The organism is Roseovarius mucosus DSM 17069 (assembly GCF_000768555.3).
GTDB lineage: Bacteria > Pseudomonadota > Alphaproteobacteria > Rhodobacterales > Rhodobacteraceae > Roseovarius > Roseovarius mucosus.
Map to the genome: position 1 here is coordinate 511,593 of NZ_KN293991.1, position 24,868 is coordinate 536,460.

Annotated in this window: 30 protein-coding genes; 22 read left to right on the forward strand and 8 right to left on the reverse strand. The window is 62.1% G+C overall.

Annotated features, from left to right (window positions below; translation table 11 throughout):
• Window positions 1-153 precede the first annotated feature (153 nt).
• The 7 genes from ROSMUC_RS20190 (at window position 154) to ROSMUC_RS20220 (ending at window position 4,655) form a co-directional block, all read left to right on the forward strand.
• On the forward strand, window positions 154-810 hold the full coding sequence (locus ROSMUC_RS20190; RefSeq protein WP_037276680.1) for a TetR/AcrR family transcriptional regulator: 657 nt from the start codon (window positions 154-156) through the stop codon (window positions 808-810).
• Window positions 807-2,111, forward strand: a complete 1,305-nt coding sequence (locus ROSMUC_RS20195) for a phenylacetate--CoA ligase family protein (protein WP_037276681.1) — start codon at window positions 807-809, stop codon at window positions 2,109-2,111. Before ROSMUC_RS20190 ends, ROSMUC_RS20195 begins: the two co-directional genes overlap by 4 nt.
• Window positions 2,108-2,869 (forward strand): enoyl-CoA hydratase/isomerase family protein, encoded by a 762-nt coding sequence (locus tag ROSMUC_RS20200; RefSeq protein ID WP_037276682.1) that lies wholly within the window; start codon window positions 2,108-2,110, stop codon window positions 2,867-2,869. The genes ROSMUC_RS20195 and ROSMUC_RS20200 overlap by 4 nt, the downstream gene beginning before the upstream one ends.
• A gap of 49 nt (window positions 2,870-2,918) precedes the next feature.
• Window positions 2,919-3,584 (forward strand): CDP-diacylglycerol--glycerol-3-phosphate 3-phosphatidyltransferase, encoded by a 666-nt coding sequence (gene pgsA / locus ROSMUC_RS20205; protein ID WP_037276684.1) that lies wholly within the window; start codon window positions 2,919-2,921, stop codon window positions 3,582-3,584.
• A complete protein-coding gene (gene moaD, locus ROSMUC_RS20210; protein WP_037276686.1) occupies window positions 3,584-3,829 on the forward strand; it encodes a molybdopterin converting factor subunit 1 in 246 nt (81 codons plus the stop codon). The genes pgsA and moaD overlap by 1 nt, the downstream gene beginning before the upstream one ends.
• Window positions 3,830-3,832: 3 nt before the next feature.
• Entirely contained in the window at window positions 3,833-4,276 is a 444-nt protein-coding gene (locus tag ROSMUC_RS20215; RefSeq protein WP_037276687.1) for a molybdenum cofactor biosynthesis protein MoaE, read from the forward strand.
• Window positions 4,277-4,358: 82 nt separating this feature from the next.
• The gene (locus ROSMUC_RS20220; protein ID WP_037276688.1) at window positions 4,359-4,655 is read left to right on the forward strand and encodes an SCP2 sterol-binding domain-containing protein; all 297 of its coding nucleotides are present in this window, start codon (window positions 4,359-4,361) and stop codon (window positions 4,653-4,655) included.
• Window positions 4,656-4,731: 76 nt separating this feature from the next.
• Here ROSMUC_RS20220 and ROSMUC_RS20225 read toward each other — a convergent pair whose 3' ends face one another.
• Window positions 4,732-5,235: an invasion associated locus B family protein gene (locus ROSMUC_RS20225; protein ID WP_037276689.1), complete on the reverse strand. Its 504-nt coding sequence runs from the start codon at window positions 5,233-5,235 to the stop codon at window positions 4,732-4,734.
• A 214-nt stretch (window positions 5,236-5,449) separates the two neighbouring features.
• On the opposite strand from ROSMUC_RS20225, the gene ROSMUC_RS20230 reads away from it, so the two are divergent.
• The 3 genes from ROSMUC_RS20230 to ROSMUC_RS20240 all read left to right on the forward strand — a co-directional run bounded on the left by ROSMUC_RS20230 (window position 5,450) and on the right by ROSMUC_RS20240 (window position 7,819).
• On the forward strand, window positions 5,450-6,445 hold the full coding sequence (locus ROSMUC_RS20230; RefSeq protein ID WP_037276690.1) for an asparaginase: 996 nt from the start codon (window positions 5,450-5,452) through the stop codon (window positions 6,443-6,445).
• 276 nt (window positions 6,446-6,721) lie between these two features.
• The gene (locus ROSMUC_RS20235; protein ID WP_037276896.1) at window positions 6,722-6,973 is read left to right on the forward strand and encodes an EF-hand domain-containing protein; all 252 of its coding nucleotides are present in this window, start codon (window positions 6,722-6,724) and stop codon (window positions 6,971-6,973) included.
• A 210-nt stretch (window positions 6,974-7,183) separates the two neighbouring features.
• Entirely contained in the window at window positions 7,184-7,819 is a 636-nt protein-coding gene (locus ROSMUC_RS20240; protein WP_037276691.1) for a GNAT family N-acetyltransferase, read from the forward strand.
• Between the two features lie 3 nt (window positions 7,820-7,822).
• Here the strand turns inward: ROSMUC_RS20240 and ROSMUC_RS20245 are convergent, their stop codons facing one another.
• Complete coding sequence (locus tag ROSMUC_RS20245) at window positions 7,823-8,722, reverse strand: DMT family transporter (RefSeq protein WP_037276692.1); 900 nt, start codon at window positions 8,720-8,722, stop codon at window positions 7,823-7,825.
• Window positions 8,723-8,829: 107 nt separating this feature from the next.
• Between ROSMUC_RS20245 and ROSMUC_RS20250 the strand changes: the two genes are divergently transcribed.
• The 7 genes from ROSMUC_RS20250 to ROSMUC_RS21625 all read left to right on the forward strand — a co-directional run bounded on the left by ROSMUC_RS20250 (window position 8,830) and on the right by ROSMUC_RS21625 (window position 14,478).
• Entirely contained in the window at window positions 8,830-9,600 is a 771-nt protein-coding gene (locus ROSMUC_RS20250; protein WP_037276693.1) for an aldolase/citrate lyase family protein, read from the forward strand.
• Window positions 9,593-10,525, forward strand: a complete 933-nt coding sequence (locus ROSMUC_RS20255) for a glucokinase (RefSeq protein ID WP_037276694.1) — start codon at window positions 9,593-9,595, stop codon at window positions 10,523-10,525. The genes ROSMUC_RS20250 and ROSMUC_RS20255 overlap by 8 nt, the downstream gene beginning before the upstream one ends.
• Window positions 10,526-10,571: 46 nt before the next feature.
• Complete coding sequence (locus ROSMUC_RS20260) at window positions 10,572-10,820, forward strand: hypothetical protein (RefSeq protein WP_037276696.1); 249 nt, start codon at window positions 10,572-10,574, stop codon at window positions 10,818-10,820.
• Window positions 10,817-11,197 carry a type II toxin-antitoxin system death-on-curing family toxin gene (locus ROSMUC_RS20265; RefSeq protein ID WP_037276697.1) on the forward strand — a complete coding sequence of 127 codons (381 nt, stop codon included), beginning with the start codon at window positions 10,817-10,819 and terminating at the stop codon, window positions 11,195-11,197. Before ROSMUC_RS20260 ends, ROSMUC_RS20265 begins: the two co-directional genes overlap by 4 nt.
• Before the next feature lie 70 nt (window positions 11,198-11,267).
• Window positions 11,268-13,223 carry a DNA topoisomerase IV subunit B gene (gene parE, locus ROSMUC_RS20270; protein WP_037276698.1) on the forward strand — a complete coding sequence of 652 codons (1,956 nt, stop codon included), beginning with the start codon at window positions 11,268-11,270 and terminating at the stop codon, window positions 13,221-13,223.
• Window positions 13,223-13,981, forward strand: coding sequence for an HNH endonuclease signature motif containing protein (locus ROSMUC_RS20910; RefSeq protein WP_146005709.1), 759 nt, complete (start codon window positions 13,223-13,225; stop codon window positions 13,979-13,981). The genes parE and ROSMUC_RS20910 overlap by 1 nt, the downstream gene beginning before the upstream one ends.
• 365 nt (window positions 13,982-14,346) lie before the next feature.
• Window positions 14,347-14,478 (forward strand): hypothetical protein, encoded by a 132-nt coding sequence (locus ROSMUC_RS21625; protein WP_281256647.1) that lies wholly within the window; start codon window positions 14,347-14,349, stop codon window positions 14,476-14,478.
• Window positions 14,479-14,524: 46 nt separating this feature from the next.
• Here the strand turns inward: ROSMUC_RS21625 and ROSMUC_RS20275 are convergent, their stop codons facing one another.
• Window positions 14,525-15,010, reverse strand: coding sequence for a lytic transglycosylase domain-containing protein (locus tag ROSMUC_RS20275; protein WP_052115462.1), 486 nt, complete (start codon window positions 15,008-15,010; stop codon window positions 14,525-14,527).
• A 125-nt stretch (window positions 15,011-15,135) separates the two neighbouring features.
• Here ROSMUC_RS20275 and ROSMUC_RS20280 point away from each other — a divergent pair, with 125 nt between their 5' ends.
• Complete coding sequence (locus tag ROSMUC_RS20280; RefSeq protein WP_037276699.1) at window positions 15,136-15,990, forward strand: SDR family oxidoreductase; 855 nt, start codon at window positions 15,136-15,138, stop codon at window positions 15,988-15,990.
• A gap of 73 nt (window positions 15,991-16,063) precedes the next feature.
• On the opposite strand, the gene ROSMUC_RS20285 is transcribed toward ROSMUC_RS20280, so the two are convergent.
• From ROSMUC_RS20285 to ROSMUC_RS20295, 3 genes are read right to left on the reverse strand one after another with little or no spacing between them, the layout of a single operon-like run.
• Complete coding sequence (locus ROSMUC_RS20285; RefSeq protein ID WP_037276701.1) at window positions 16,064-17,137, reverse strand: 5-(carboxyamino)imidazole ribonucleotide synthase; 1,074 nt, start codon at window positions 17,135-17,137, stop codon at window positions 16,064-16,066.
• Entirely contained in the window at window positions 17,130-17,618 is a 489-nt protein-coding gene (gene purE / locus ROSMUC_RS20290) for a 5-(carboxyamino)imidazole ribonucleotide mutase (protein WP_037276702.1), read from the reverse strand. The genes ROSMUC_RS20285 and purE overlap by 8 nt, the downstream gene beginning before the upstream one ends.
• A 46-nt stretch (window positions 17,619-17,664) precedes the next feature.
• Entirely contained in the window at window positions 17,665-17,889 is a 225-nt protein-coding gene (locus tag ROSMUC_RS20295) for a YdcH family protein (RefSeq protein ID WP_008281433.1), read from the reverse strand.
• 158 nt (window positions 17,890-18,047) lie between these two features.
• On the opposite strand from ROSMUC_RS20295, the gene ROSMUC_RS20300 reads away from it, so the two are divergent.
• Together ROSMUC_RS20300 and ROSMUC_RS20305 are read left to right on the forward strand one after the other, a co-directional pair.
• Complete coding sequence (locus ROSMUC_RS20300) at window positions 18,048-18,461, forward strand: Hsp20 family protein (RefSeq protein WP_037276703.1); 414 nt, start codon at window positions 18,048-18,050, stop codon at window positions 18,459-18,461.
• A gap of 6 nt (window positions 18,462-18,467) precedes the next feature.
• Window positions 18,468-18,695: a DUF1150 family protein gene (locus ROSMUC_RS20305; protein WP_008281435.1), complete on the forward strand. Its 228-nt coding sequence runs from the start codon at window positions 18,468-18,470 to the stop codon at window positions 18,693-18,695.
• A gap of 80 nt (window positions 18,696-18,775) precedes the next feature.
• Here the strand turns inward: ROSMUC_RS20305 and ROSMUC_RS20310 are convergent, their stop codons facing one another.
• Window positions 18,776-20,482 (reverse strand): bifunctional sulfate adenylyltransferase/adenylylsulfate kinase, encoded by a 1,707-nt coding sequence (locus ROSMUC_RS20310; RefSeq protein ID WP_037276704.1) that lies wholly within the window; start codon window positions 20,480-20,482, stop codon window positions 18,776-18,778.
• A gap of 289 nt (window positions 20,483-20,771) precedes the next feature.
• Between ROSMUC_RS20310 and ROSMUC_RS20315 the strand changes: the two genes are divergently transcribed.
• Entirely contained in the window at window positions 20,772-21,818 is a 1,047-nt protein-coding gene (locus ROSMUC_RS20315; RefSeq protein WP_037276705.1) for a cytochrome-c peroxidase, read from the forward strand.
• A 49-nt stretch (window positions 21,819-21,867) separates the two neighbouring features.
• Here ROSMUC_RS20315 and dapA read toward each other — a convergent pair whose 3' ends face one another.
• Window positions 21,868-22,743 carry a 4-hydroxy-tetrahydrodipicolinate synthase gene (gene dapA / locus ROSMUC_RS20320; protein WP_037276899.1) on the reverse strand — a complete coding sequence of 292 codons (876 nt, stop codon included), beginning with the start codon at window positions 22,741-22,743 and terminating at the stop codon, window positions 21,868-21,870.
• A gap of 148 nt (window positions 22,744-22,891) precedes the next feature.
• On the opposite strand from dapA, the gene ROSMUC_RS20325 reads away from it, so the two are divergent.
• Complete coding sequence (locus tag ROSMUC_RS20325; RefSeq protein ID WP_037276707.1) at window positions 22,892-24,844, forward strand: lytic transglycosylase domain-containing protein; 1,953 nt, start codon at window positions 22,892-22,894, stop codon at window positions 24,842-24,844.
• Window positions 24,845-24,868 lie beyond the last annotated feature (24 nt).

Below are 24,868 nucleotides of genomic sequence, written 5' to 3' on the forward strand. Positions count from 1 at the left end.
GGGTCAAGCCCGGGACGGGTGCGGTTTCGATGGGGCGCGACAGGCTCTGACGTTTCAGCGAAATGCCGAAACGCTTTCAGTCGAACCGCGCAAACCGGCTTGACAGGGACGATCAAAAAACTGAACATGAATTCAGTTTCATTTTGAGTCGCCATGCCCGATCCCACCGATCACACCAGCTATCCGGCCTTCCTTGCCGCGCAGGTCGAGGGCGAGGCCAAGGGCGTTCGCACCGCACAGGCCCTGCGCATCGCCGCCTGCGCCCTGCTTGAACGCGCCGCCCTGTCGGATCTGACCATCGCCGCGATCTGCAAGGAGGCGGGCGTCGCCAATGGCACCTTCTACCTCTATTTCCCCGATCAGGCCCATCTGCTCGACGATCTCTTGCAGGGCTTTGCCGCCTTCCTGCAAGCGGGGATGATCCGCGCCAGCCAGACCAGCCCCGAGCGCGGCATGCGCCCCGCGACCGAGGCCTATGCTCGCCTCTTCGAAGCCAATCGCGGGCTGATGAAATGCCTTATTCACCATCTCGATGCCTTTCCCGCGGCGCGCGCGGCCTTTCACCGGCTCAATCGCGAATGGATCGACACTGTCGTTGCCGCCACCCGCCGCAGGCTGGCGCGTGAGGGGCGCGATACCCTCAGCGATGCCGAACTCACCCGCCGCGCCTATGCCCTGGGCGGCATGACGGATCAGTATTTCTCCAGCCTCTATCTCTCGAACGAGCCGGGGCTGGTCGATGTCTCCACCGATCGCGCGGCGGTGATTGCCACGCTCACAACCATCTGGGAACGAGGATTGCAGCCATGAGCCTGCTCGACCAAGCCGAATTTGCCAGCCCTGAACGCCTGCGCGCCCATCAAGCGGCGGCCTGGGCGGTGCAGAGCGCCTATGTCGCGGCACAGTCAGAGTTTTATCGCGATCTCTGGCAGGGGCGCACACCGCCCGCCGATCTGCGCGACCTGCCTGATCTGCCGTTGTCGGACAAGGCGCAGCTGCGCCTCGCGCAGGCCGCACATCCCCCGTTCGGCAAATACATGGCCGCAGAGCGCCGCGCCGCCGTGCGCCTGCACCGCACCTCCGGCACCACCGGGCAGGCGATGAACCTCGCGCTCTCAGCCCGCGACTGCGCGGTGACAGAGGCCGTGGGCGGGCGCTGTCAATCCGCCTCTGGCCTCACCCCCGAGGATACCGTGGTGCATTGCCTGAACTATCAGATGTGGATGGGCGGATTGACAGACCACATGACCTTGCAGGCCACCGGCGCGATGGTGGTGCCCTTCGGCGTGGGCTCGACCGAGCTTTTGGTGCGCACCATTCAAGAGGTGGGGATCACCGCCATTTCCTGCACCCCCTCATATCCGGCGGTTCTGGAGCGGGTGATCGCCGAGAAATTCCCGGGGCTGACCCCGCGCGATCTGGGCCTGCGTCTGGGGCTCTTTGGCGGCGAGGCGGGGCTCGATGATCCCGCCTATCGCGCGCGCCTGCGCGAGGTCTGGGGAATGGAGCCGCGCAATGCCAATTACGGCGTGTCCGACGTGTTCTGCAATTTCGCGGCGCAATGTGAACACGACACGCGCCTGCATTACATGGCCGCCGATGTGCTCTGGCCCGAACTCATCGACCCCGACACCGGCGCCCCCCTGCCGCTTGTTGCGGGGCAGACGGGCGAGCTGGTCCTGACACATCTGGCGCGCGACTGCCAGCCGCTCGTGCGCTTTCGCAGCGGCGACATCATCACCGTGGATGAAACCGCCCCGTGCACCTGCGGGCGAACCGGCTTTCGCTTCCGCGTGGTGGGGCGCTCGGATGACATGGTTGTCGTGCGCGGCCTCAATCTCTTTCCAACGATGGTTGCGGCGGTGATCAACGAATTCGCAGCCCTCTCCGGCGATTACCGGATCACCCTCGACACACCGCCGCCCTATGACGCGCTGCCGGTCTCGGTGGAGCTGGCCAAGGGGCGGCCCGCCTCCGACGGATTGGCAGAGGAGGTGGCCACCGCGATCAAGACCAAGCTGGGCGCCACCGCACGGGTGACTTTGGTGCCGCATGGCACCTTCCCGCTGACCGAGGGCAAGACGAAACGCGTTGTGAGGACCTACGAATGACCACCTTCACCTATGACACTGTGCTGAGCGAGATCGCAGCCGAGGGCGTGCGCTGCATCACCCTCAATCGCCCCCATAGCCTCAACGCCATGAACCGCGCCCTGATCGACGATGTCGCGCGTGCCTTCGAGGATGCCAATGCCGATCCCGCCACCCGCGCGATTATCCTGACAGGCGCGGGCAAGGCGTTTTGCGCGGGCGACGACCGGCGCGAACACGTCCACCCCACCTGCGAAGAAGAGGCGCGCGATCTGGTGCGCGCGATCCAGCGCGCGACCGATGCCATCGTCCTGAACCACAAGCCCGTGGTGGGCGCGATCAACGGCTGGGCGGTGGGCGGCGGCTTTGAATGGGCGATCAACTGCGATTTCCCGATCTGGGCCGCCTCGGCGCGCGGTTTCTTCCCCGAAGTCTCGCTCAACCTTTTCGTCACCGGCGGCGTAAGCAGTCTTCTGCCCGCCCTCGTCGGCCTTAACAAGGCCCGCGAAATGCTCTTCTTCGGCGACCGCTACGCCGCGCCCGATCTGCAGGCGATGGGGCTGGCCTGGAAATGCGTGCCCGACGCCGATCTGATGCCTGAGGCCCTCTCGACCGCCCGCCGTCTGGCCGATCTACCTCCCTTGGCCGTGCGCGCGATGAAGCGGGTTTTGAACGCTACCGCGATGACTGATCCGCGCCGCGCCATGGACCTTGAAACCGAGGCGACGATTGCCGGGTTCATGGACCCGGAAACCACGCGGCGCCTACGTGATTTCTAGCGATCAAGGGCGCTTTCCCTCGTGCCTGTGACAGGATAGAACAGAGGCCATGACGTGGACCTTGCCCAATATCCTGACCACGCTCCGCCTGCTGGCCGCCCCGGCAGTTGCGGTTATGTTCCTCTATTTCACGAGACCTTATGCCGATTGGTTCGCCCTGATCCTGTTTGTCAGTGCCGCAATCACCGATTGGTTCGACGGCTATCTGGCGCGCAGCTGGAAGCAAGTGACAAAGCTCGGCACCATGCTCGACCCGATTGCCGACAAGGCGATGGTGGTCATCGCCCTGATGGTGATCGTCGGCTATTCCAGCATGTCGCCCTGGCTGGTGCTGCCCGCCACGGTCATTCTCTTCCGCGAAGTCTTTGTCTCGGGCCTGCGCGAATTTCTCGGTGACACCGCTGGCACCCTCAAGGTCACGCAACTGGCCAAGTGGAAAACCACCGCGCAGATGATCGCGATTGCCGTGCTGTTTGCCCAAGGCGTGTTCGAGCACTATTTTGGTATGTCGGTGTTCGGCATGGATGACCACTTGGTATTGTCCATCCTTGAGGGGCGAGAGGATGATGTGCACGGGTTGACGTGGAAATATGCCGGCATGGTCTGGGCCGGGCATGTGGGAATCTGGCTCTTGTGGTTGGCGGCGGCCCTGACCCTGCTGACCGGGTTCGACTATCTCGCCAAGTCGATCCCCTATCTGAAGGATGAGAGATGATGGATGTGCTCTATTTCGCTTGGGTGCGGGAACGGATCGGCGTTCCGAAAGAGCGGATCGAAACCGCGCCCGCCACGGTCATGGACCTCGTGAACACCCTGCGCGCGCGGGAAGAACGCTATGAAGCAGCCTTTTCCGATCTGAGCGCCCTGCGCGTGGCCGTGGATCAGGAGCTGAGCGATTTTGACGCCTCTCTCGCGGGGGCGCGCGAGGTGGCCTTCTTTCCGCCGATGACCGGGGGCTGAGCCATGGACATCCGCGTGCAAGAGGCCGCCTTCGACCTTGGCACCGAGGCCAATGGCTTTGTCGCACGACAATCCCGCATGGGCGCGGTCGTCACCTTCACCGGCATCGTGCGCGATCTCGACGACACTGACCTGCAAGCCATGCAGATCGAGCATTATCCCGGCATGACGCAAAAGGCGCTGGAAAAGATTGCGCAAGAGGCACGGGACCGCTGGACCCTTGGCGATGTGCTCATCATCCACCGCTACGGAAAACTCACGCCCGACGAGGTGATCATGATGGTGGCCACCGCCGCCCGCCACCGCGCCGATGCCTTCCAGGCTGCGGAATTCCTGATGGACTTCCTGAAATCTCGCGCGCCTTTCTGGAAAAAGGAAGTGACCGAGAAGGGCGCGGATTGGGTTGCTGCACGCGACGCGGATGAGGATGCGCTGACCCGCTGGTAGGCGATGCGACGCGCGGTCCCGCTTGCGCCGGGCCGGGTTTCAGGGTGATCTGCCTCCAGACCGTTTTCTTGAAAGACCTCCCATGACCGCCATCATCGACGACTATATCACCACGCTCACACCTCGCGCCAAGGGCCGGATCAGGGGCCTTGCCAAGCTTGTGATCACGGGCCACGGCAGCGTCATGCTGAGCGAAGACGGAGCCATCGCCGGGGATGCGGCGGCGGATGTGGTCCTGAGTGCCAGCGACGAGGTATTTCGCAACATCCTGTCGGGGGCGCAAAACCCGATCATGGCCTATATGTCAGGCAAGCTGAAGGTCGAGGGCAATGTGCAACGCGCGCTCAAGGTCAGTGCAATCCTGACGGGCGAGGGTTAACGCGCCCACGCTCAAGGAAAAGCGGCGGTACCATGGGGACCGCCGCTCTGATCTGTATTCTGAATTCCCGGATCGCTTACTTGCAGCGTTTTTCGGCCTCTTCCACCGCAGCCGTATACCCCAGAAGCGAGAACGTATCCTTGGTCACGGTGCCCCGTGCCGAGCGTGCGGTCAGCACGGCATCCGCGCCGCGCTTCATCGCCGCGAGAACCTGCGCGTCATCGGCGGCGCTTGCGGGCCAGGCCCACTCGCCCTCGGTGAAGAGTTCAAACTGCGTGCCGCCGATATTGAGGTTCACGGTTGATCCCCCGGCAAACGGATAACCGCCGGTAAAGGTGATCTGCCCCTGCACCCCGGCACCGGGGCGGAAGAATGTCATCAGCAGAATATCACCGCGCCGCACCGCAACCACGCGCCCATCCTTGGTGTTGACCGTTTCGGTCGGGGCCGACACGGCCCAGCATTCCCGAGGATCGCTATCCTCGAATACGCTCCATGCGGTGCTGGTTGCGACCTGATTGGTGCTTGTGCTTTGCGCCTGTGCGGCGGGCGTGATCAGCATCGCCACCGCAATGGCCATGCCGCCTGCAAATCGTGATATCATTTGTCCAGCCTCCAAGCTGTCCTGAGCCTCAAATCCATCGGTCGCCAGCTACCCTTTACGGGAATATTTTTATATGCGACCAGTTCCGTCTCGACATTGCAATATTAGCCTGAAACACGCGAGAAGTGAAAGACGCAATTGGCGGATTTCCGCATATCCCGCCTGTTCCCCGATCTGCCGGAGCATACCGATGACCCAAGCTGCCCCTCTCACCGAAATCTGGCGCGGCCCTCGGGCCGAGAGCGTTCATTTGGGTCATGCCGTGATTTGTGACGCAGGCGGCGCGATTGTCGAGGCTTGGGGCAACCCGTCCGAAACGATCCTGCCACGCTCGTCCTGCAAGATGCTGCAGGCGCTGCCGCTTCTCACCAGTGGCGCTGCGGATGCGCATGGGCTGACCTCCGAACAGCTTGCCCTCTCCTGCGCTTCGCACAACGGCGCGGCGATCCATACCGAGCGCGTCAATCGCTGGCTTTCCGATCTGGGCCTGACGGACGACGATCTGCGCTGCGGCGCGCATGACCCGCAGGACAAGGAGGCGCACAAGGCGCTCTTGTGCTCCGGGACCGCGCCCTGTCAGGTGCATAACAATTGCTCGGGCAAGCATGCCGGGTTTCTCACGCTCAACCGGCATCTGGGCGGGTCTGCCGAATATGTCGAGCCCGGCCATGTGGTGCAAAAGGCCGTGCTTGAGGCGTTCGAGGAAGCCACTGGCGAAACCTCACCCTATTACGGCATTGATGGCTGTTCCGCCCCCAATCACGCCAGCTCCCTGCACGGCATGGCCCGCGCGATGGCGCGGTTCGCGGGCGCATCCGAAAATGGCGACGCGACAGAGCGTGCCTCGGTGCGTCTCTGGCAGGCCATGGTCGCCCATCCCGAACTGGTGGCGGGCGAAGGGCGCGCCTGCACCGAACTCATGCGCGCCTGTTCCGAGCCTGTGGCGCTCAAGACCGGGGCCGAGGCGTTCTTCATCGCGATCCTGCCCCGGCGCAAGCTGGGCGTGGCGCTCAAGATCGCCGATGGCGGCACGCGCGGGGCGGAATGTGCGATTGCCTCGATCCTCGTGCGTCTGGGCGTGCTCGACCCCGAGCATCCGGCGGCGCGCAAATACCGCAACGCGCCCATCGTCAACTGGCGTGGCATCGAAACCGGCATGATCCGCCCCGCCGCTACCCTCGCCTGATCCGACTCGCCGCGCGGGCATCGGCGGGGGCTCCACCGATGCCAACGCCGGGGCTTTTTCGGCGCTTGCCTGCCCAATCCGCCCCTCGCCATACGCGGCCTGTCGCCTGGTCCCTCGGACCGGCGTAGGTCCGCGTATCGGCCCTGCCGCATCTGGCTGCTTTCCGCGCCTTTTCGCGTGAAATCAGCACCGCCCGCGACAACCCGGTCAACTATGCTCATCTTCTGGCCTTGGGGGCGCAACCGCGCCCTCGCAACCAGAGAAAGGATGATCCACATGACCAAGGATTTCGTTGCCGCCACCTTCGCCCTCGCCCTTGGCCTGCCCGCCATGGCCCTCGCGGGCGAGTTTTCGACGATGGACGCGGATGGCGACGGCTATGTCACCATGTCCGAGTTTCAGCAGGCAATGCCCGAGGCCACATCCGAGACCTTTACCACGGTGGATGCCAATGCCGATGGGGCGCTGAGCCAGGACGAGGTGGCCGCCGCGGTCGATGCGGGCGTGCTCCCCGCAGCGGATGGCTGATCCCCGGCCAGACCCATGATAAACGCCGGGGCGGGGGCAACCCCCGCCCCAAGACCTTGCCCACTTGAACGCGCGGACTGCGGTCCCATATCGTCCGAAACGACCATTTTCCGCCGCAGACTTGGGGGCCGCGACGTGACGGATCGGACCAGAAAATCAGACCCGACCGGGCCAGGGCCCGCATTCTCCACATCGAACCGTTGGGACGGTGTGCTCACACCAGAACAAAAGACATGGTGCGAGGCGCGGGGCATCACGCTCGCCTATGATCCCTTGCAGATCGGCTGGGTCATCGCCGAAGAAAACGCTCCCTGCCCACGCTCCACCCCCGTCGCCCCCCTCTCGTGGAAGGTCAAGACACCGGGCACCCTGGGCTTTCGCCGCTGGCAACCCCAAGACGTGCCGGCCTACAAGCGGCTCCTGTCAGACCCCGAGGTCTGGCAGCACATGCACGAGGATTGGCCCGGCCCGCTGACCGACGCGCTTGCTCGCGACCTGATCGACATCTCCGGGCTCAGCGATCACCACGACGTTCTCGCTGCAACCCTCGATGGCCAACCCATCGGGCAGATGCGCCTGGCCTTCGGCACAGATGCCAGCAGCCGCGACACCGCCGAACTCAGCTACTGGTTGGGGCGCGATCACTGGGGCAGGGGCCATGGGCGCCGCCTCGTCCGCCGCGCCACGAGGCGCGCCTTCGCGGATCATCCGTGGCTCTCTCGTCTGGTGGCCTTCGTTCATCCGGGCAATGTCGCCTCGGCCCGCTGCCTGCGTGCGGCGGGCTATCACGACCGTGGCCACCGCGACGACGGCTGGTCTTGTTTCGTGATCTACCGCGACGGCTGAGACCTAGACAGGCGGTCCGGTGCGCGGCTGCGGCCGGTTGCGCAAGCGCCGGTTATGCCGCAGCGCCCAGAGGTTCGACGCAAACAGCGCGCCGATCACCACCACACCCCCGACAATGGCCCAGCGGCCGGGGTCCTCGCCCACCACGGCCCAGACCAGCAGGGGGGCCAGCACGGATTCGAGCAGGATCAACAGCGCCACCTCCGCCGAGGCGAGATAACGCGGCCCAAGCGTGAGCAGGCAGGTCGAGACACTGATGAACGCGCCATGCGCCAGAATCAGCGGCCAGTTCGCCTGCCAGACCGCCATCGGCTGTGCCACCGGCCAGATGGCCAGCGAGGCCCCCAGAAAGGCCAGCGGAATGGCAGGGATCATCGAAACGGCGCGCAACTGCCGCGCCGTGGTCATTGCGCCTGCAAAGCTGGCCGAAACCCCAAGCGCGATCAGGTCGCCATGCCAATGCGCGCCATGCGTCTCGCCCGACCCCCAGGCGATCACACCCAGCCCCGCAAAAACCCCCGCCATGGTCAGGACCATGCGTTTGCTGATCGCCTCGCCCAGAAAAATCCGGCTGAAAATCGCGGCAAAGACCGGCATCGAGGCCAGGATAAAGACCACATTGGCCACGCTGGTCAGGCTGACCGCAAAGACGAAACCGGGCGCGGTGATGGCAATCAGAAAGGCATAGAGCAGACCGTGCTTGCCGGTTTTCACCACCTCCCGGATGCCGCGCTGGCCCTGAAACAGCAGCACACCCGTCAAGATGACAGACCCCGCCGTGATCCCGCGCCAAAAGGCGATGCTGGCTGCGTCCCCGTCGATCAACCGCACGAAAAGCGAATCCGGCACGACGAAGAGAACGCCGAGCGCGGTGATGATCAGACCTTTGAGATGCGTATTCATTGGGCAATCTCTGGGGGCAATACCGGGCAAAGTAAACCCCGTCTTGCCTCTCGCCAAAGCGCGCGGGCGCGGTCTATCTTGTGCCGGACAATCACAGGAGAGCCGCCATGCCCGCCCCCGAAAGCCGTTTCAAATCTGCCCTGATGCGGGGCGAGCGCCTGATTGGGTGCTGGGCCGGGTTCGCCGATCCTTATGCGACCGAGGTTCTGGCCAGCGCGGGTTTCGACTGGCTCGTGATCGACGGCGAACACGCGCCCAACGATCTGCGCTCGATTTCGGCGCAACTGGCCATGCTAGTGGGGCGGCACAGCCTGCCGGTGGTGCGCCTGCCCATGGGCGAGGCCTGGGCGATCAAGCAGGTGCTCGACGCAGGGGCCCAGAGCCTGATCATCCCCATGGTCGAGAGCGCGGATCAGGCCCGCGCCCTCGTGCGCGCCACCCGCTATCCGCCCGACGGCATCCGCGGGTCCGGGGCCGCCCTTGCACGCGCCTCCGACTTCTCGCGCATCCGCGATTACATCCCCACCGCCAATGCGCAAATCTGCCTGATCGTTCAGGTCGAGAGCATGGCCGGAATCGACGCGCTGGATGATATTCTCGCGGTCGAGGGCGTGGACGGTGTCTTTATCGGCCCCTCCGATCTGGCGGTCGATATGGGATATGTCGGCGACAGCCATGCGCCAGAGGTGCAAGAGGTCATCCGCTCGGCGCTCAGCCGGATTGCCGCCTCGCCCAAGGCGGCGGGCATCCTCGCGCTCGATCACGACACGGCACAGCACTATGCCGATTGGGGCGCACAGTTTCTGGCGGTGGGCATTGACGTGGTGATGCTGGCACAGGCGGCGCGCGCAACCGTGGCCCGTTGGCGCGATGGCTGAGGGGCTCGTCGCCGATGTCGGGGCCAGCCATACGCGCCTCGCGCTGATTTCGGACGGGTCGTTGAAGCCGGGCAGCGCGCGGCACTTTCTCAACGCCGATTTTCCCGGTGTCCTCCCGATGATTGCGTCCTATCTCGACGAACAGGGCGCACAGCCAAAGGCAATCTGCGCCGGGGTGGCGGGGCCGGTGCGGGCGGGCACAGCACAGCTGACCAATCTCGATTGGGTCATCGATGGGGCCGAGATTGCCCGCGCCACCGGGGCCGCCGAGGTGCATCTGATCAACGACCTTCAGGCGCAGGGCTATGCGCTCGACGATCTCGACCGGCAGAGCGTAACGCCTATTTTCGCCGGGCATTCTGATCCCAACGGCCCACGCATGGTGCTGGGGCTGGGCACGGGCAGCAATATCGCGGTGGTGCATCGCGTGGGCGCCGATCTCTTGGTGCCCCCCGCCGAGGCCGGTCATTCCGGCCTGCCGCATCTCGACACAACTGCCAATGCGGTGATTTCGGCCTTGGGGGCCGAGGTGCCGCACAAACCCTATGAGGCGCTCTTGTCCGGCTCGGGGCTCATGCGCCTGCACCGCCTGCGCTGTGGCGCGATCCTCACCGCGCCGGAAATCCTCGGGCAGGCAGAGCAGGAGGAGGGCGACTGTGCCGAAACCCTCACCCTCTTTCTTGAACTTCTGGGCGCTGTCATGGGCAATCTGGCCCTGACCCATATGGCAACAGGGGGCGTGTTCCTGATCGGTGGGCTGGCCCGCGCCATGGCGCCGATGCTCAACGCGCCAGAGTTTCGCGGAAACTTTGCCGCCAAAGGCCCCTATCGCCCCATCATGGAGGCCATGCCGCTCCATCTGATCACCGACGATACCGCGGCTCTAACGGGCTGCGCGCGCTATCTGCGGCAGCGGTTGAAATAATAGACATTACAGTGTATATTTTACCGCACACTTTAGGGAGCATCCCATGAAACGCCTCTTGACCAACCAGATCTGCACCATGACCGAACTGCGCGAACCGCAAAAGGTGCTCGACGCGGCAGGCGGCAAGCCGGTGGCGATCATGAAGAACTCCAAATGCATCGGTTATCTGGTGCCTGAAGAGGCCACGCTGCAACAGGAACCGCGCCATGCCACGATGGACGAGGTGATGGCCTCCCTGCGCAAGCGGAGAGCCGAGAACCAGCCAGTGCTTGAGTATCTCAAGGACAAATGAGCTTCCTGCTTCTCTCGGTCGAGCTTGTCGAGGTTATTCACGATGCGGTTCTCAACCCCGGTGAACTGCCGGGGCGTGCGCGCGACAAATCGCTTGAAGGCGCCTTGGCGCGCGTCGACAATCGTATCCTCTACGGGATGATCGAAGACGTCTTTGATCTTGCGGCCAGCTATGCCCAGGCGATCTCGCAGGGGCATTGCTTCAACGATGGCAACAAGCGCACAGCGCATCAGGCGATGGACGTCTGCCTTGATCTGAACGGGATCGAGATTGCGTGGCAGCCCGAGGACGTCGGCCAACGGATTATCCGCCTTGCCCAACGTCTCGATGATGCGGGCGACATGGCCGATTGGTTGCGCACGCAGGCAGGCTGCTAGGCCGCACCCACTTTCCCCGCCGCCTCCGCTCTGCCATAATGCCCCCCAACCAACAAAAAAGAGCAGCGGCATGAACGATCTTCTCTCGCCCACCCCGAAATCCGATTACGATGCCTCCTCCATTCAGGTGCTCGAGGATATGGAGCATGTCCGCCTGCGCCCCGGCATGTATATCGGCGGCAAGGACGATCGCGCCCTGCATCACATGGTGGCCGAGATCATCGACAACTCGATGGACGAGGCGGTCGCAGGCCATGCCACATGGATCGAGGTGGAGCTGCACGCCAACGGCCATGTCAGCGTGCGCGACAACGGGCGCGGCATCCCGGTCGATCCCCACCCCAAGGATCCCAGGAAATCCGCGCTCGAAATCATCTTCTGCACGCTCAACGCCGGCGGCAAATTCTCGGGCGACAGCTATCAGACCTCGGGCGGCCTGCACGGCGTCGGCTCCTCGGTCGTCAACGCGTTGTCGGATCATCTCCGGGTCGAGGTGGCGCGCAACCGCGAACTTTACATGATGGAATTTTCGCGCGGCATCCCGCAGGCGCCCTTGGCCAAGATTGGCGCTGCCCCCAACCGGCGCGGCACCTCCGTCACCTTCCATCCCGACCCCGAGATCTTTGGCTCTCTCACGCTCAAACCCGCGCGGCTCTTCAAGATGGCCCGCTCCAAGGCCTATCTCTTCTCCGGCGTCGAAATCCGCTGGAAGACCGAGATCAGCGATGGCGACACCCCCGCCGAGGCTACGTTCAAATTCCCCGGCGGGCTTGCCGATTACCTGGGCGAGGCGCTGGGCGGGGCGACCACCTATGCCGAGCGTCCCTTTGCCGGCAGCGTCGATTTCCGCGACAAGTACAACGTGCCGGGCAAGGTGGAATGGGCGATCAACTGGACACCCGCGCGTGACGGCTTCATCCAGTCCTATTGCAACACCGTGCCCACGCCCGAGGGTGGCACCCACGAGGCCGGATTCTGGGCCGCGATCCTCAAGGGGATCAAGGCTTACGGCGATCTCGCCAATAACCGCAAGGCGGCGCAGATCACCCGCGAAGACCTGCTCGCGGGCGGCTGTGCCCTCGTGTCGTGCTTTATCCGGGAACCGGAATTCGTGGGCCAGACCAAGGACCGTCTTGCCACCACTGACGCTGCCCGCATGGTCGAAGGCGCGGTGCGCGACCATTTCGACAACTGGCTGGCGGCGGATACAAAATCCGCGGGCGCAATTCTCGATTTTCTGGTGCTGCGCGCCGAAGAACGCCTGCGCCGCCGTCAGGAAAAGGAAACCCAACGCAAGACCGCAACCAAGAAACTGCGCCTGCCCGGCAAGCTGGTGGATTGTGCGTCAAACACCCGCGATGGCACAGAGCTGTTCATCGTCGAGGGCGATAGCGCGGGCGGCTCCGCCAAGATGGCGCGCGACCGCAAGACCCAGGCGCTCTTGCCGCTCCGAGGCAAGATTCTGAACGTGCTGGGCGCGGCCTCGTCCAAGCTGGGCAGCAACCAGGAGATCAACGATCTGACTCAGGCCTTGGGCGTGAACCTTGGCAGCAAGTTCAACCTCGACGATCTGCGCTACGACAAGATCATCATCATGACCGACGCCGATGTCGACGGCGCGCATATCGCGGCGCTGCTGATGACCTTCTTCTTCACCCAGATGCGCCCGATGATCGACGCGGGCCATCTCTATCTGGCCTGCCCGCCGCTCTACCGCCTGACCCAAGGGTCAAAACGGGTCTATTGCCTTGATGAGGCCGAACGCGATCAATGGCTGGAAAAGGGGCTGGGCGGCAAGGGCAAGATCGACGTCAGCCGCTTCAAGGGTCTGGGCGAGATGGACGCCAAGGATTTGAAAGAGACGACGATGGACCCCAATTCGCGCAAGCTCATCCGCGTGACGATTGACGAGGACGAACCCGGCCAGACCGGCGATCTGGTGGAGCGTCTGATGGGGAAAAAGCCGGAACTGCGGTTCCAGTATATTTCGGAGAATGCGCGGTTTGTGGAGGAGTTGGATGTTTGATGAGGCGTACTCCCCCAACTGCGGTCGCTAGACAACTACGTCAAGAAGCAGGCTTTGGCTGTGCTGACTGCGGCTGTCCGATTGTTGAGTACCATCACATTGTTGAATGGCATGAAAGGCAACACTTCGAGCCGGAGCATATGGTTGCGCTTTGTCCGACCCATCATACTGAATATGGGAAGCTTTCACGAGACAAAGCATATAAAGTAAAGCAAAATCCAATCAACGTTAGCAAAGGCAGAATAAAAGGTTTCCTTGGTGGTAATAAGAAACAAAAAGCTCTCAGAATTGGCGGCGTCATTGTTTCTGATTGCGAATCCGCATTAAACTTTTCTGGAATTGATATTTTTTCTTATGCTCTGGAAGAAGAAGAGTTCAGGCTCAACGTATTCATACCTGATGACTGTTTTTGGCCTGAAATTGAGATCAAAAAGAATAATCTAATCGCGAACACGGCTGAGTTCTGGGACATCGAATTTAAGACAAACTGGGTGAAGTTTCGTCGAAAACAGCGTGATATCTTCCTAGAAATTGATTTCAGAGGTGATCATGTAGAAATCGATGGGGAATTTAATATCGGCGCTACAACCATATCACTTAAAGAAAAGAACTCTCAGATAAACCATGCTCAATTTAGCAATGTGCATTTGTCTGGTTCTAGAATTGGGCTGGCAATTGGGCCTGAGGGGCGTATCCTCAAACCCAACTTTGCAATGACAAGGCCAAGAATGGTGTATCTGCCTCACTGGAAAAGATGAATGGTCGTAGCATTGTCCCGCGCGGAATCAAGGCGCGCAGCGCCGCCGCGCGATCGCCGGGCCGCCCCCCGGCCTGGCGATTTTGAGGGCGTGGCACTCCGTCTTTGGGTCACACGTATTTCGCAGGCATAAAATGCCATCCACCGCCGTAGTCTCGCCAGACCGCGGCCCGTCGACCGCGCGGCCCCCTCACCCCCCTTGCCGCCACGCCCCCGCCCGCTTATCTTCCATGATGCAGCACCGGCCCCGCGCCGTGCCTGCTGCGCCCGAGGGCTCATCGCCCTGACCCTGTCAGGCCCCCTGATCCCCTGAGCACGACCCGGCCCGGCACCCTGCCTGACCGGGATCATTCAGGAGACACTCCCATGTCCAAAGGAAAAAGCCAGAGCAACCGCGAGGCCAAGAAGCCCAAGAAGGAAAAGCCCAAGATTCTTGCCACCGCGAATTCCAACAGTGGCAAGAACGCCACCGTGATCGCGGGCAAAGCGGTCAAGTAAACGCTGGGTCGGCATTCGCGCAATCGGCGCGGATGTGGCCTGCCCCTCAGGCCGAGCGCAGGCCGGTTTCCACCAGAAGCCCCTTGCGCTTGGCCTCGTAATAATACCCCCGCGCATACCACATGATCGCGGCATCCGGATCGCCATTCGCCACGATATAGGCCCCGCGCAGGTATTTGACCCCGTATTTCAGGTTGGTCTCGGCATCGAGCAGTTCCGACGCGGGCCCCCGGTGCCCCATCCCGCGCGCGGTCTGAGGCAAGATTTGCAGCAGGCCATAATACGGCCCGTTGCGCGCACCGGGGCGATGCGTGCTCTCTCGGATCGCCAGACGATGCACGAGGCTGCGCGGCACCTGATAATGATCGGCATATTTGTTGATCAGGTGGCGCAACTCTGGCGTTTCATTCGGATAGAGCGGCGGATCAAAAGGCGCGTTGCGGCTGGACACCTCGGGTTCGGGGCGCGCACAGGCAGCGAGCGGAGCAACCGCGATGAGACCCAGAACAAGACGACGACTGATCAAAGACATGGCGGCTCCTGAAAAACGCTGCGCGCAAGATGCCCGGATCGTGCAAGTCGCGCCAGAGGGCTTGTATGGGGCAGGCGGAACCCCGCCACCTTGCCAATCCTCGCCACCCGCGCCATGTAAGGGTCATGACACAAACGCTTCTTTCCTTTGGCCACGGTTTTTCCGCCCGCGCCCTTGCCGCCCGTCTCTTGCCGCAGGGCTGGCAGATCATCGGCACCACCCGCAGCGCTGACAAAGCCGAGGCTTTGCGCCACGAGGGGGTGACACCCGTGCTCTGGCCCGACGAGGATTTGGCACCCGCTCTGGCCTCAGCCACGCATCTGTTGATTTCTGCCGCGCCCGATGCGGCGGGTGATCCGGTGCTGGCGCGCTATCGCGATGCGATTGCCGAGGCGGCCAAGCGGCTGGAATGGGTGGGCTATCTCTCGACCACGGGGGTTTACGGCGATCATGCGGGCGGTTGGGTGGATGAGGCAACGCCGCTCACCCCGTCCACCAAGCGCGGCCAGATGCGGGTCGAGGCCGAGGCGGCGTGGCAGGCGATCCCCGGTCTGCCGCTGCACATCTTTCGCCTTGCGGGCATCTATGGCCCCGGACGCGGCCCGTTCGAAAAGGTGCGTCAAGGCACGGCGCGGCGGATTGTAAAGCCGGGTCAAGTATTTAGTCGTATCCATGTCGAGGATATCGCCCAGGTGCTGGAGGCATCAATTGCGCGCCCCAATCCGGGCGCGATCTATAACCTCTGTGATGATGATCCGGCCCCGCCGCAGGATGTGATCGGCCATGCTGCCGAATTGCTGGGTCTGCCGTTGCCCGAAGAGGTGGCCTTTGATGCCGCCGAGATGACGCCGATGGCGCGATCGTTCTATGCGGAATCAAAACGCGTCTCGAACCGCCGGATCAAGGAAGAGTTGGGGATTGACCTCCTCTATCCTGATTACCGATCCGGGCTGCGCGCGCTTTTGGCGTCGGGGGATTAAGAGGGGGCGCTGCCCCCATCCCGGACGGTGTCCGGGACTCCCCCGAGGTATTTTCGGCCAGACGAAGCCGAGATCAGGATTTCGTCACGATCCGGTTGATATGACCCATCTTGCGGCCCGGCTTGACCTCTGCCTTACCATAAAGGTGCAGCGAGACACCGGGCGCGCGGGACAAGTCTGGCACGCGGTCCATATCCGCGCCGATCAGGTTTTCCATCACGATATCGGCGTAGCGCGTGCCATCGCCCAAGGGCCAGCCCGCCACCGCGCGAATATGCTGCTCGAACTGGTCGATGGCGCAGCCTGCCTGCGTCCAGTGGCCTGAATTATGAACACGCGGCGCGATTTCGTTGACGATGAGACCCTTGGGCGTCACAAAGAGCTCGACCCCCATGACGCCGATATATTTCAGACTGTTCAGTATCTTGGCTGCCAAGAGCACTGCATCTGTGCGCTGCGCTGACGTCAGGCGCGCCGGCACGGTGGTGGTACGCAGTATCCCGCCCTCATGCACATTCTCTCCGGGATCATAGCAGGCTACATCCCCTGCCTGATTGCGTGCGGCGATGACCGAGACTTCATGGGAGAACTCGACAAAGCCTTCGTAGATTGCGGGTTGGCCGGCCATGTCGGCGAGCGCCTGTTCGGCATCGGCGGGGGACATGATCCGCGCCTGCCCCTTGCCGTCATAGCCAAAGCGCCGGGTCTTGAGGATGGCGGGCGTCCCGATCTCGTCCATCGCCTCGGCCAGATCCACGGCATCGTCAACGGCAGCGAAGGGGGCGGTCATCAGCCCCAGATCACTGAGGAATGCCTTTTCCAACAGTCGGTCCTGACTGACCCTCAGCGCACGGCGGTCGGGGCGCACGGGGCGCAGTTTCTCAAGCAGATCGAGGGCTGCGGTGGGGATATTTTCGAACTCATAGGTGATGACATCGACCGCCTCGGCAAAGCGGCGCAGCGCGTCCTCGTCCGTGTAGTCGGCCTGAATATGGCGCTGTGCCACATGGCTTGCGGGGCAATCGTTCGCGGGTTCGAAGATCACGGTCTTGAACCCCAACCGTGCGGCGGCAACAGAGAGCATGCGGCCCAACTGCCCGCCGCCGAGGATTCCGATGGTCGCACCTGTGGGAAGCGTATCAGTCATCGGTTGGCTCGTCGGGAATAGAGGCAGAGAGGGCCGCGCGCCAATCGTCGAGGCGCTGCGCGAGGTCGGCATCGGAATTGGCAAGAATTGCTGCCGCCATCAGCCCGGCATTGGCCGCCCCGGCAGCGCCAATCGCCATGGTGGCCACCGGAAAACCCTTGGGCATTTGCACGATGGAATATAGGCTATCCACGCCCGAGAGCGCCCGCGTCTGAACGGGTACGCCGATTACCGGCACGCGCGTCTTGGAGGCCATCATCCCAGGCAGATGTGCCGCCCCACCGGCCCCGGCGATGATCACCTGCAAGCCGCGTTCTACCGCCGATTTACCATAGTCCCAGAGCCGGTCCGGCGTGCGATGCGCTGAGACGATCCGGGTCTCATAGGCCACGCCCAATTCATCCAGAATTTGCGCGGCCTCGCGCATGGTGGGCCAGTCGGATTGACTGCCCATGATGATGCCGATTTTCACGCCTGCCATATAACGCCCCTCGTGTCGAAGCGCGCACTATACTGATCATCGGCAGCTACGCAATGATGTCCGGATAGAGCCGGTCCTCGATCCGGGCAATCATGTCACGCAGCCAGAGCTTTTTCTTCTTGAGCCGCTGGATCATCAACTGATCCGCCGTGCCTTTGTCTTGTAACGCGCGAATAGCCTCGTCGAGATCGCGATGTTCGCGGCGGAATTCTTCAAGCTCGACGCGCAACACATCCTCGGATTTCATCGACAGGTCGCTAAAGGCATTCATGGCACACGATTCCTATGGGGTCGTAGGTGCATACGATACCGAAACGCAGCGCATTCGCAAAGCCCTTGCACGCATGCGGACCAGACCCCATATTCAATCCGAGGTCGCCGAAACGGGGCCTGCGCAATGGACGGTCGCTTACGCTCAAGGACGTGTCGATGACAAAGCTTACTCTGGGGTCACACCCCTATATGCTGGGGTTTGAACAGCTGGAACGCATGCTGGAACGCAGCGCGAAATCCGGGAACGAGGGCTATCCGCCCTTCAATATCGAACAAACCTCGCAGAACTCTTATCGCATAACGTTGGCTGTGGCCGGCTTCTCGGAGGAGAATCTGGCGATCACGGTCGAGGATCGACAGTTGGTGATCCGAGGCCGTCAGAGTGACGATGCCGAAGACCGGCTCTATTTGCATCGCGGGATTGCCGCGCGGCAATTCCAGCGCTCTTTCGTTTTGGCCGACGGGGTCGAAGTGGGCGAGGCGATCATGGAAAACGGTCTCTTGCATGTCGATCTGACGCGGGCGCAGCCCGAACCGGTCGTGCAGAGGATCAAGATCAACAAGGGGTAAGCGGTCATGGATACGCGATATGATTTTGGACAGGACACAGACCGCCCCATCGTCTATGTGCGCGCAGTCAAGGTGGGCGATCTGCCGGCCGATATGCGCGAACAGGTAGGGGATCTGACCACACTTTACGCGGTGCATACAGCTGAGGGCGAGCGTCTGGCGCTGGTGCGTGACCGCAAGCTGGCGTTTCTGCTCGCGCGTCAGAACAATATGGAGCCGGTGACGGTGCACTGAAGCGCGACAGCGCGGGTGCCCCAATGACGGAGGGCCGCCCCACGAGGGACGGCCCTTTTTGATGCGTAGCGACAGGTCGCTCAGCCTGCGATCAAACCGAGGCTTTCAAGCTTGAGAATGACCTGATGGGCGCAGTTATCGACATCGACATTCTCGGTCTCGACACGCAGTTCGGGATTTTCGGGCACGTCATAGGGATCGGAAATGCCGGTGAATTCCTTGATCTTTCCCTCGCGTGCCAGCTTGTAAAGGCCCTTGCGGTCACGACGTTCGCATTCCTCAATGCTGGTTGAGACATGCACCTCGACGAAGGCACCGAATTGCTCGACATCCTCGCGTACCGCGCGCCGTGTCGCGGCATAAGGGGCGATTGGCGCACAGATGGCAATGCCACCGTTCTTGGTGATTTCTGAGGCGACATAGCCGATACGGCGAATATTGAGGTCGCGGTGTTCCTTAGAGAAACCCAACTCCGAGCTGAGATTCTTGCGTACAAGATCGCCGTCAAGCAGGGTTACAGGACGGCCGCCCATCTCCATCAGCTTGACCATCAGGGCGTTGGCAATGGTGGATTTGCCTGAGCCTGAAAAGCCAGTAAAGAACACGGTAAAGCCCTGCTTGGACCGGGGCGGCCGGGTGCGACGCAGTTCGCGCACCACTTCGGGGAACGAAAACCACTCGGGGATTTCAAGACCTTCGGCCAGACGGCGGCGCAGTTCGGTGCCTGAGATGTCAAGCACTGTCGACCCCTCCGGAACTTCGGAAATCGGGTAATACTGCGCTTTTTCCTGAACATAGACCATGTGTTTGAAATCGACCATCTCGATGCCAATTTCGTCTTGATGCTGCTTGAACAGCTCTTGTGCGTCATAGGGGCCGTAGAAATCCTGTCCGGCAGAGTTCTTTCCCGGACCGGCGTGGTCGCGGCCGACGATGAAATGCGTGCAGCCGTGGTTCTTGCGGATCAGACCATGCCAGACCGCCTCACGGGGGCCCGCCATACGCATTGCCAGGTTGAGCAGGCTCATCGTTGTGGTCGAGCTGGGGTATTTGTCGAGTACCGCTTCATAGCAGCGCACGCGGGTAAAGTGATCGACATCGCCCGGCTTGGTCATGCCGACAACAGGGTGAATGAGCAGGTTTGCCTGCGCCTCTTTGGCGGCACGGAAGGTCAGTTCCTGATGCGCGCGGTGCAGCGGATTGCGGGTCTGGAACGCCACAACGCGGCGCCAACCCAGTTTGCGGAAGAGGGCGCGCAATTCGTTCGGCGTATCGCGGCGGCCACGGAAATCGTAATGCACCGGCTGCTGAATGCCGGTGACCGGACCACCCAAATAAATCTTGCCAGCTGTGTGATGCAGGTAGTTTACCGCCGGATGTGCGAGATCATCGGCACCAAATACTTGCTCGGCTTCGCGCGCCTTGTTGGGCGTCCAGCGATCGGTGACGGTCATGGTGGCGAGGATCACACCCTCTTGGTCGCGCAGCGCGATGTCCTGACCGATTTCCAGACTTTCCGCGAATTTCTCGTTCACATCTAGTGTGATCGGCATCGGCCAGAGCGTGCCATCGGCCAGCCGCATGTTCTCGACCACACCGTCATAATCGGCTTCGTTGAGGAACCCCTTGAGCGGGTTGAAACCGCCGTTCATCAACAGTTCTAGATCGCAGATCTGGCGCGGGCTGAGATCCCAGCTGGTGAGGTTGGCAGCCTCGACCTTGAGCTTTTGCGCACTCTCGTAAGAGACGTAGAGTTCGGGCACGGGGGCGAGATTGGGCAATTGCATCGGAATCCTCGGATAATGACGTTTTAAGAGATGTTGCAGCGGCAACGTATTGCGGCGCGGCTTAGACCCGGATGAGGCCTGAAATCAAGGCATAGCGGCATTGCGCGGGCATTTGAGGCAAAAATGATGCGAAAAGGTGCCGATAGCGAATTTTAGGACATTGGTTGCCTATATTCGGCGAACAGCTATGGCAAATACGCGGTCTTTTGAGGTGGATCAATCCGCACGGTCATCTCCTAGCTTAGAATAGTTCTAAGCGCGCGATTCCTTTCAGCTAAGGAGCTACTCCGTGACACATCCTCTCAAAGTGCTTTTGGGCACCCTGTCTGCGCTGGCTTTGGCACAAGGTGCTGCGGCCTCGGAACTGCGCGAACGTGCGCAGGAGCTATTCTCGCCCTTGCCGTCTACCATCCCGGCGCTGAATGACAACATGATTACCGAGGAGAAGATAGACCTTGGCAAGGCGCTGTTCTTTGATCCGCGCATGTCAGCCTCGGGCGTGTTTTCCTGCAACTCCTGCCACAACCTTGCCACCGGTGGCGATGACAATATGGAGACCTCGATCGGGCATGCTTGGCAAAAGGGTCCGCGCAACTCTCCTACCGTATTGAATGCCGTGTTCAACGAGGCGCAGTTCTGGGATGGCCGCGCCGCTGATCTTGCGGAACAGGCCAAAGGCCCGGTTCAGGCAGGTGTCGAGATGGCCAATACGCCAGACAATGTGGTCGCCACGCTGATGTCGATGCCCCAGTATATCGACTGGTTCACCGCCTCTTTCCCCGGCGAGGAAAACCCTGTCAGCTTTGACAACTTTGCCAAGGCAATCGAGGCCTATGAGGCGACCTTGATCACGCCCGCGCCCTTTGATGCGTTCCTCAACGGTGACGAGGCGGCCTTGAATGAGGATCAAAAGACCGGTCTCGCGCTGTTCATGGATAAGGGATGCTCGTCTTGCCATAATGGGATCAACCTAGGCGGCAATGGCTATTACCCCTTTGGCCTGATCGAGAAACCGGGGGCTGATGTACTGCCGCCCGATGATCGGGGAAGATTTGCCGTGACCGAAACCGCAGATGATTCTTATGTGTTCCGCGCGGCTCCGCTTCGCAATATCGACCAGACGGCGCCCTATTTCCATTCGGGCAAGGTCTGGGATCTCAAGGTGGCGGTGCAGATCATGGGCACATCGCAACTCGGCGAGGAAATCAACGATGCCGAGGCCGATCAGATCGTGGCCTTTCTCGGGGCGCTGACCGGCAAGATGCCGGACGTGACATATCCGGTTCTTCCTGCGGAGACGCTCAAGACACCACGCCCCACAGGTGAGGTGAAGTAAGCAAAGACGGCGGGCGGCAAATTGCCTCCCGCCGTGCTTGGAACAGAATTCAGTTGATCAGCCCGGCGTGGCGCATGCCATCCTCGACCAGTGCCTTGGTCGGGTCGCTCAGACCCACCAAGGGCGAGCGGACCTCTTCACTGCAAAGCCCCAAACGCGACATCGCGTATTTTACGCCCACGAGCCCCGGCTCGACAAAGATCGCGCGATGAAGGGGCATCAGGCGGTCCTGCAATTCCAGCGCCTTGGCATAGTCGCCCGCAAGCGTTGCCTCTTGTACCTGTGCCACCAGCTTGGGCGCGACATTGGCGGTGACGGAAATCACGCCAACCCCGCCTTGGGCGTTGAACCCGTGGGCGGTCGCGTCTTCGCCGGAAATCTGGACGAAATCCTTGCCGCAAGTGATCCGCTGTGCGCAGACTCGCGCCAAATCTCCGGTGGCGTCCTTGACGCCAACAATGCGTGGCAATTGCGCCAGCTTGCCCATCGTTTCAGGTGTCATGTCCACGACGGAACGACCGGGAATGTTGTAGATGATGATCGGCAGGTCGCAACAATCATGTAGTGCGGTAAAATGCGCGATCAGCCCGGCCTGCGTCGGCTTGTTGTAGTAGGGGGTCACGACGAGGGCCGCATCTGCCCCGACCTTGTGGGCGTGCTGCATCAATCGGATGCCTTCGAGCGTGTTGTTGGAGCCTGCACCGGCAATCACCGGAATCCGGCCTGCGGCGGCGCGCACCACCTCTTCGACCACCATCTCATGTTCCTGATGGGTCAGCGTCGGGCTTTCGCCCGTGGTGCCCACGGGGACAAGGCCATGGCTGCCTTCGCCGATATGCCATTCCACCAGTTTCTTGAGCGTTTCCACATCCACTGCGCCGTTCTTGAACGGCGTGACCAGGGCAGGAAAAGATCCTCTGAACATGACACGCTCCTTTTGCTGACGTTTGGGCGGGGCCCGCTGAAATCTCGGGCCATCGGCGGTAGTTCGCACATTGCTACCGGCATCGTGCATGGACGCGGGCGCGCGGGCCGCCTAGGCTGGCGTTGTCTATCCTTCGCAATAGCGGAAAATGCAAGAGATGTTGCGCGCGCTGACCATGGTTTTGGGGCTGAGTCTGTCGGTTTCGGCGGGGTATGCGTCTGATCTGCCACGTCAGGCGCCGCGTCCGCTGGGCAGCGCGCTTGATGCCATGCAGGGCGGGCGTTGGGAGGTGGCTGCGAGTCTGGCGCGGCGCGATGGCATCGCGGCCGCCGACCTGATCGAATGGCACCGCCTGCGCGCGGGCTTGGGTGAGCCGCCCGCGATTCTCGATTTTCTGGGCCGCAACTCTCATTGGCCCGGTCTCGATCATCTGCGCAAGCAGAGCGAAGAGCCGATGACGCGTGCCGATTTCGACGATGTGCTGGCTTTTTATAAGGGCTACAGGCCGCAGACCGGTACAGGTGCCCTCAACCTGGCGCATGCGCTTCAGGCGCGCGGCCGACAGGGCGAGGCCGAGATCGGTCTTGTGTTGGCCTGGCGCACGCTGGACCTGAGCCGCGCCGAACATGACGATTTCCTGCGCGAGTTCGGAACGCTCTTGACACCGCATCACGAGGCCCGCTTGGAAATGGCGCTCTGGCGCGGCTTGGACGATGTGGCGGATATGCTGCCCTTGGTCTCGGAGGAGGTGCGCCGTTTGGCGAAGTTGCGCGAGACTGTGAAGCGCGACGGCGGCAAGGGGCTGACCGAGGCCGAAGCGCGCAATCCCGGTATCGCCTTCGAGCTGTTTACCCGACATCTGAGCAACGCGCCCGAAGATGCCATTGCGGTTCTCTTGCGCCAGAGCCGCATCAAGGCAGGGTTGGGAGAGCCGGAGCGTTGGGCCAGTTGGCGGCGCGCCTTGGCGCGCCAGAGCATGCGCGCGGGCGAGGCGCAATTGGCCTATGACATCGCGTCTGTGCATCAGCTGGTCGAGGGGGCAAATTTTGCGGATCTCGAATGGCTTTCGGGGTATCTGGCGCTGACATATCTCGACGCGCCTGAACTTGCGCTTGATCATTTCCAGCGCTTTCGCGCTGCCGTCGCCACGCCGATTTCGCTTGGGCGCGCAGGCTATTGGATTGGCCGCACCCAAGAAGCTTTGGGCGACCCGGAGGCTGCGCAACTGGCTTATGCCGAAGGGGCCGCCTATCAGACCAGTTTTTACGGGCTGTTGGCCGCCGAGGCGGGCGGGCTGCCGTTTGACCTGCGCCTTGCGGGGAATGAGGCAACGCCAGACTGGCGTGGCGCCGCGTTTGCCAAAACCGACCTGCATGAGATTGGAACGCTCGCCCTGCGCATGAATGATCTTAGTCTTGCGCGGCGGTTCTTCCTGCACCTGGCCGACTCTCAGGATCGCACGGGCCTGATGCAGATGGGTCACATGCTCGAAGATCTGGAACAGTCTCATCTTCAGGTGATGCTGGGCAAGACGGCGGCAGAACGCGGGGTGATCGTGGAGCGCCCCTACTACGCCCTGCATCCGATGGCGGAGATGGATATGCCCATTCCGATGGAACTGGCGTTGGCCATTGCCCGGCGCGAAAGCGAATTCAACTATGTGGTTGTCAGCGGCGCGGGCGCACAGGGGTTGATGCAGCTCATGCCCGGTACGGCGCGGGACATGGCGCGCGAACTGGGCCTGCTCTATGTGCCTTCGGACGTCCTGAATGATTGGGTTTATAACGCGCGGCTTGGCTCGGCCTATCTGGCTGGTTTAGGCGCGCGCTTTGGCGGCAATATCGTGCTGGTGTCGGTCGGCTATAACGCAGGGCCAGGGCGGGCGGCGCAATGGATAGAGGAATATGGCGATCCGCGCGGGCGTGATGCCCATGCCATCATTGATTGGATCGAGCACATCCCGTTCCGCGAGACGCAGAATTACGTGATGCGCGTGGCCGAGAGCCTGCCGGCCTATCGCGCCCGTCTGGGCAAGGAGCCGCTGCCGCGTCCCTTTTCCGAGGAATTGGCGGGTAACAGCGTGGCCCCGGTCGGAGAATAGACCGCGCGACCAGAGGGTCGCGCG